We start from the raw sequence: 5,993 nt of genomic DNA, 5'->3' as shown, positions 1-5,993 counted from the left end.
GGCTTCTGGAATAACTGGCGGTTCTGATTTCCTTCTGTAGGTTAGAGCGCTCTTACTGCCTGTTTTTATATAGAAATAGTACGAGTCATGAAACATCTCTAGTGGTTTGTTTTCTATGGATTTTTTCACAATTCTATCAAGCAAACCTATATGGATAAGGTAGGTGATTGCTTTGTTTAGTTCAGGTAATTTGCATTTCAATTTTTTGCATATGGTCTTTTTCCTAGCCAGTGTGTATTCGCTGTTATTATCACGAGCGTAAAGAAGATACATGTAAGTTTGCAAGGCTAGTAACTCAAAGGGATATCTGTTGTGCATGGATTGAAATGCACTTATTTTTTTGTCCTCGTCGACAACTCCTTTAAATGGAAGCTTGCACCATCCATCATCATGATTTTCTAGCACATCCACGGTATAAATCTTTTTTCGTGCAGTCGGCGACATGTTTTTTATCAGCTCTTTTGCATAAAGAATTTTAAGACCTTCGTTCACCAGGGAACGGCTTAATGACGCTATCTCGCAAAGGTTGCTAAAGGTTAGCTCAACCGTTCTGTGACCAGAGTCTGACTCTTTGCAAAACAGGCAGAATGTTAAATAAATTTTTAACGCCGCTATGGCTTTTGCTGTATCAAGATCGCTGAATTCAGCGATCCTGTTTCCTATCCATAGTGAAGGCATTTTTTTCCAGTACAGCATGAATCACCTCAAGGCCAAGTTTTGAAAGATGAAATAGACCAATCCCAATATAGAAAGTGAGAGCACAAGGTTAGTTATTACCACTGCGACTTTCGCAAGCCTCTCAGCCAGACACACGCCTTTCTCAAACATTTTTCACCCCTCGTAATCGCTTCTTGTTGTTTTTATTATCTCAGGGCGTGAAGGCGTTGTAACGCCTTCACAAAAATCTATCTAGAAAGATAAAAATGATGTTATTTTTTTATTTCGTTGTTTTTAAAGGTTTTTTATTTGAGATTTGGTGTTTGTATTAATCATAATATGGTTCACCGTGAACTATGTATGTGAGTCGAACCGTTGAGTTTTGAATATTAGGCCTGAATAGTGTCCAAGATCACTCGGTTTCGGACACTATTCAGGATGGCAAATGAAGCGTTACTCGCCTTCTTCCGTGTCATTAGCTTCTTTGCCAAAATCTCGATATTTTTCTTCTAACAGGGAAAAATCACATGTTCCTTGCATTTTTCCTTGCAGGACGAGATTCCTTAAAAGCTCTGATTTTTCAGCTATTTTATCTGAATTTACACGAATAAACTGGAGCTGCTTATAGAGCATTCTCTTGTAGGAGGTATTCGGCATACCGTTCAAATCAAGTAAGGATACTTCGGCTTCGATTATTGGAATCATGAACTTCAGATTAATCAATCCGAGCTGATTTTCGGGGACACCATTTTCATGGAGCTTAAAGAAGCTAGGCGATGATTCTTTAATAGTGCTATGCCATGGCTTTGGGGATGTTAAAGGGGCTAGATACTTATGCCCTTGAATCTCTAACACAATGCCAATGAAAGCTTTCGGATTCTGATAGGTAGGATCTTCGCTATTGGGAACTTTGTCTTCGAATCCCTTTAGGTATTCAATGTATCTGCTTGATATAGTGTAAAATTTCATTTTTTTCTCGTAAAAAAGGCGACTGTGTAGTCGCCTCTTTTACTGTATTACTTTAAGGTAGTAAATGACCTAAATTTCTAGCTGCACTTAAGGTAGCAAATCACCTAAATTTCTAGCTGCACTTAAAGGTAGCAAATCACCTAAATTTCTAGCTGCACTTAAAGGTAGCAAATCACCTAAATTTCTAGCTGCACTTAAAGGTAGCAAATCACCTAAATTTCTAGCTGCACTTAAGGTAGCAAATCACCTAAATTTCTAGCTGCACTTAAAGGTAGCAAATCACCTTGATTCGAGTATACCTGATCTTCGCTTAGGCTTACAACTAGGTAACTTGCAGCTGTGTAGTTGTAGCCCTTGCTGCTGTATCCCTGAAAAATGTCATTTGAGGCTTTTTTAAAGTACTGATCCCATTGTTGACTATTTTTTCATCAGTTCAGTGTGGGGGGGTAAGTTGGGTTATGACATGAACCAAAAAGGATCTGCTTGAGATCCTTTTTTTCTACGCGTAATCTCTTGCTCTGAAAACGAAAAAACCACCTGGGGAGGTGGTTTTTCGATGGTTCAGTAAGTTGGGGAACTTCTGAACCGTGGTAACAGGGTGTACAAGACCGCTGCCACCAAATTCGTCCTTCCAGTTTAGCCGTAGTTTGGTTCTAACTTCAAGAACTCTGCATCAGTAATCTCTTGTACACCCCTTACCAATGGCCGCAGCCAGTGGCGATAAGTCGTGTCTTTCCGGGTTGGACTCAAGATGATAGTTACCGGACAAGGCGCTGCGGTCGGACTGAACGGGGGGTTCGTGCATACAGTCCAGCTTGGAGCGAACTGCCTTCCCGGAACTGAGTGTCAGGCGTGGAATGAGAAACCGCGGCCATAACAGCGGAATGACACCGGTAAACCGAAAGGCAGGAACAGGAGAGCGCACGAGGGAGCTACCAGGGGGAAACGCCTGGGATCTTTATAGTCCTGTCGGGTTTCGCCGCCACTGATTTGAGCGTCAGATTTTGTGATGCTTGTCAGGGGGGCGGAGCCTATGAAAAAACGGCAACGGCGCATCCTTTTTCTGCCCTTCCTGACTCTACCTCTGTCTCTTTATCCCGTCATTCGTGAACAGGTAACGCCCGCCGCAGACTCACGGCAGGAGCGTAGCGACCGAGTGAGCGAGCGAGGAGGCGTCATTTAATCCCCACCTGCATATTGCAATTACGCCCTGCAGCCACATTTTTCCCTTTCCACATGAAGCACTTTCCTGAATTCCCACTTCGATTTAACATATTAAGCCAGTATACACTCCGCTAGCGCTACGTGACTGGTTCAGGGCTGCGCCCCGAAACCCGCCAAAAGCACTGACGCGCCCTCCGGGCTTGTCCAACACCCGTTCCGGCAGGGAATGATTTCCCCGCCTCACCGCCGTTTTCAGGAGGATGATTTGGCAGAAAAGCGCAACAAGATGCTCACCATGTGGGTGACGGAAGATGAGCACCGGCGACTGCTGGCGCGCTGTGACGGAAAGCAACTGGCCTCCTGGATGCGGCAGACGTGTCTCGATGAGAAGCCGGCGCGCATCGGGAAACTGCCATCTGTTTCACCGGCTCTGCTGCGTCAGCTTGCCGGCATGGGTAACAACCTGAACCAGATAGCGCGGAAGGTGAACGCCGGTACCGGGCATGACCGGGTGCAGATTGTGGCCGCGCTGATGGCCATTGATGCCGGGCTGGAGCGGCTGCGACACGCCGTACTGCAAAAGGAGCCGGACGATGATCGTTAAGTTTCATCCCCGTGGTCGGGGCGGAGGCGCTGGCCCGGTGGATTATCTGCTGGGGAAAGACCGGCAGCGTGACGGTGCGACCGTTCTGCAGGGTAAGCCCGAAGAAGTCCGGGAGCTTATCGATGCGTCACCGTATGTGAAGAAATACACCTCCGGGGTGCTGTCATTCGCCGAAGAAGATCTGCCACCCGGGCAGCGTGAAAAGCTGATGGAAAGCTTTGAGCGGGTTCTGATGCCCGGGCTGGAAAAAGACCAGTACAGCGTTCTTTGGGTGGAGCACGCCGACAAGGGGCGTCTGGAGCTGAATTTCCTGATCCCCAATACCGAACTTCTGACGGGGAAACGTCTCCAGCCTTACTACGACCGCGCCGACCGTCCGCGCATCGATGCCTGGCAGACCGTGGTTAACGGCAGGCTGGGGCTTCACGACCCGAACGCACCGGAAAACCGGCGGGCGCTGGTCACCCCGTCAGCCCTGCCACAAACGAAGCTGGAAGCATCAGAGACGATCACCCGTGGTCTGCTTGCCCTTGCCTCATCCGGGGAGCTTAAAACGCGTCAGGACGTCACTGAGGCGCTGGAAGCATCAGGTTTTAAGGTGGTTCGCACCACAAAAAACAGTATCAGCATTGCCGACCCGGACGGGGGGCGAAATATCCGACTGAAGGGAGCCATTTATGAGCAGTCTTTTAACGCTGGCGAAGGACTTAGAGCAGAAATCGAAAGCGCAGCAGCAGAATACCGGCGAGATGCTGAAAGCCGCATTCAGCGAGCACGAAGCGTATGTAAATCAGGAGCTGACCGAAAGCGCGAAGAGAATCAACGGCGCTATCAGCGACCACGACCGGCTGATGGCCTCAGCCCTCGCGCAGAGTACAAAAGGGATGTTGCGGATGGTCAGCAGGACGTGGCTGACCATCGTCCTGGTGTCCGTCCTGCTGATCGCCTCGAGCGGGGGCATACTGTGGTGGCAGGGGCAGCAGATACGCGACAATTACATCAGCATCCGGGAGCAGAAGGACGCGCTGGAGCAACTGAACGCGAAAACGTTTGGTGTGCGTTTCCAGAACGACAGCAACGGGCAGTTTCTGGTCTTGCCGAAAGGCGTGAGGGCAGAAACGAGCTGGACGGTGGACAACGGGAAGCGGAAAGCCGTGAAACTGGTACAGGAGTAGAGCAGGATGACAGAGCTGGAAAAACAGTTGCTGAGCGCGTTAGAGCAGTTACAGCAGGATTACTCGCAAAGGCTGGACGAGTGGGCGAGCGTCTCCGTGGATTTGCAGAAGATGTTTTCCATTACACAACGGGAGAACGCGAGACTGAGCGAGCAGGTCAGCAGCTTGAGCAGACAGGTGCAGAGTTTAAGCGAGCAGCTGCGCCGGTTGTCGAAAGGCTGAATGTCCTCGAACAGCGTCAGCTGCATGAACGGGAGCTTCAGCATCAGAAAACGCTGGAGCTGGAACGTTCACCGCGCCAGAAAACGTACCACGGCCCGACGCTGGGCTAAAGTGGGGAAAACAGGGCTTATCGTCAGTATGACGAACAGAACCGGTACGCATTCACCTGGCTGCATAGTCATGCAATGGGGTAAAATTTATCGGGTGCGTTTCCGGTGTTTTTCGTGATGTCTGTCGCCACTTTCTCCCGCCTGGCACCGGAAACGCCACCAACCCGGTTTCAGCGGTGCCGACAACAGATGTTATGGTAAATGCCGGTGCGTTGTGACTCGTTTTGATATGCTATTTTGTTGCAGTATTGAATGAACCAGAGGGTTGAAAATGGATCTAGAAAAAGCACTGAAGGAAGCAGAAACCGGATATAGCCTCAAGTTAACCAGTACAGATGAGGCTGAAATGCTGGCTTATATCTCAACCGTACTTGAACTCCACGCTAAAGGTGACCTACTACATGAGTCTGCCATAGACAGGGTTATGACATTATGTGTGCTTATTAACACAGGAAACCGACAGGAGTTAAGCCGGACGCTTCGCGGGTTTAATAATGGTGGTAACTGGCCTAGCACTACGGGAAATCCATCAGGTGGTGGACGGGGCAATCTCTAACACTTGGTTTCGTCATACCCTGCTTTTTACGTAAAGCCTGCGCTCAGCAGGCTTTACTGCATGTTGCGTACAACGGATGTTATGTTCAATCCGAGTCAGTAAATGATACAAAAACCGCCCGGCAGGGCGGCTTTAGCTTAGCTATTAATGAAGCCCACTAAGTTTTCCATCTGTAGTTTGAGCTCCGCACAGAACCCACCTTGAAACTGTACTGTTCCAGTATTAAAAACGTTAACAATGAAGCCGTTGAATGCAGGTTCTGCAAAGAGAAATGCAGTGCCTGTCAGTTTTTCGCTCTGAGTGACGTTGTATTTTTCTACGATTTCTTTCTTGAGTTTTTCAATGTCATTACAAACTAAAGCCATCTTTTATTCCCTTATTTTACTGTGTATTAGCCCTTCATTCGGAGCTTTTAGGTTAAGTAAAAACCAACCCTTTCATATAATACCTAAGTCTGACAGGGTCATACAGCTTTCAGATGTTATGTTCAATCCGTGTGATAATTGGTGTGGAATAAACCATCAAAATGGTAAGTC

Annotated in this window: 6 protein-coding genes; 3 read left to right on the top strand and 3 right to left on the bottom strand. The window is 48.1% G+C overall.

From position 1 onward, the window contains the following. Both ACT3RT_RS22895 and ACT3RT_RS22890 read right to left on the bottom strand, forming a co-directional pair. Positions 1-696 (bottom strand): hypothetical protein (locus ACT3RT_RS22895; RefSeq protein ID WP_496203775.1); only part of this gene is annotated, 696 nt, incomplete at its 3' end. 414 nt (positions 697-1,110) lie between these two features. Beyond that, positions 1,111-1,626 (bottom strand): type III toxin-antitoxin system ToxN/AbiQ family toxin, encoded by a 516-nt coding sequence (locus ACT3RT_RS22890; protein WP_132468293.1) that lies wholly within the window; start codon positions 1,624-1,626, stop codon positions 1,111-1,113. 1,450 nt (positions 1,627-3,076) lie between these two features. Between ACT3RT_RS22890 and ACT3RT_RS22885 the strand changes: the two genes are divergently transcribed. From ACT3RT_RS22885 to ACT3RT_RS22875, 3 genes are all read left to right on the top strand, one after another. Further along, positions 3,077-3,394: a MobC family plasmid mobilization relaxosome protein gene (locus ACT3RT_RS22885; RefSeq protein WP_304703307.1), complete on the top strand. Its 318-nt coding sequence runs from the start codon at positions 3,077-3,079 to the stop codon at positions 3,392-3,394. Then, a complete protein-coding gene (gene mbeA, locus ACT3RT_RS22880; RefSeq protein ID WP_439795005.1) occupies positions 3,384-4,901 on the top strand; it encodes a plasmid mobilization relaxase MbeA in 1,518 nt (505 codons plus the stop codon). Before ACT3RT_RS22885 ends, mbeA begins: the two co-directional genes overlap by 11 nt. A 271-nt stretch (positions 4,902-5,172) precedes the next feature. After that, positions 5,173-5,457 (top strand): hypothetical protein, encoded by a 285-nt coding sequence (locus ACT3RT_RS22875; RefSeq protein WP_154955525.1) that lies wholly within the window; start codon positions 5,173-5,175, stop codon positions 5,455-5,457. Positions 5,458-5,594: 137 nt separating this feature from the next. Here ACT3RT_RS22875 and ACT3RT_RS22870 read toward each other — a convergent pair whose 3' ends face one another. Beyond that, positions 5,595-5,822 (bottom strand): hypothetical protein, encoded by a 228-nt coding sequence (locus tag ACT3RT_RS22870; protein WP_304703306.1) that lies wholly within the window; start codon positions 5,820-5,822, stop codon positions 5,595-5,597. Positions 5,823-5,993 lie beyond the last annotated feature (171 nt).

The organism is Ewingella sp. AOP9-I1-14, assembly GCF_052375995.1.
Classification (GTDB): domain Bacteria; phylum Pseudomonadota; class Gammaproteobacteria; order Enterobacterales; family Enterobacteriaceae; genus Ewingella; species Ewingella allii.
This window is presented reverse-complemented; position numbering and strand designations above follow the sequence as displayed.

Coding starts and splice junctions, on each gene's coding strand:
- ACT3RT_RS22890 (WP_132468293.1), bottom strand. CDS start 1,626: ATGAAATTTTACACTATATCAAGCAGATACATTGAATACCTAAAGGGA.
- ACT3RT_RS22885 (WP_304703307.1), top strand. CDS start 3,077: ATGCTCACCATGTGGGTGACGGAAGATGAGCACCGGCGACTGCTGGCG.
- mbeA (WP_439795005.1), top strand. CDS start 3,384: ATGATCGTTAAGTTTCATCCCCGTGGTCGGGGCGGAGGCGCTGGCCCG.
- ACT3RT_RS22875 (WP_154955525.1), top strand. CDS start 5,173: ATGGATCTAGAAAAAGCACTGAAGGAAGCAGAAACCGGATATAGCCTC.
- ACT3RT_RS22870 (WP_304703306.1), bottom strand. CDS start 5,822: ATGGCTTTAGTTTGTAATGACATTGAAAAACTCAAGAAAGAAATCGTA.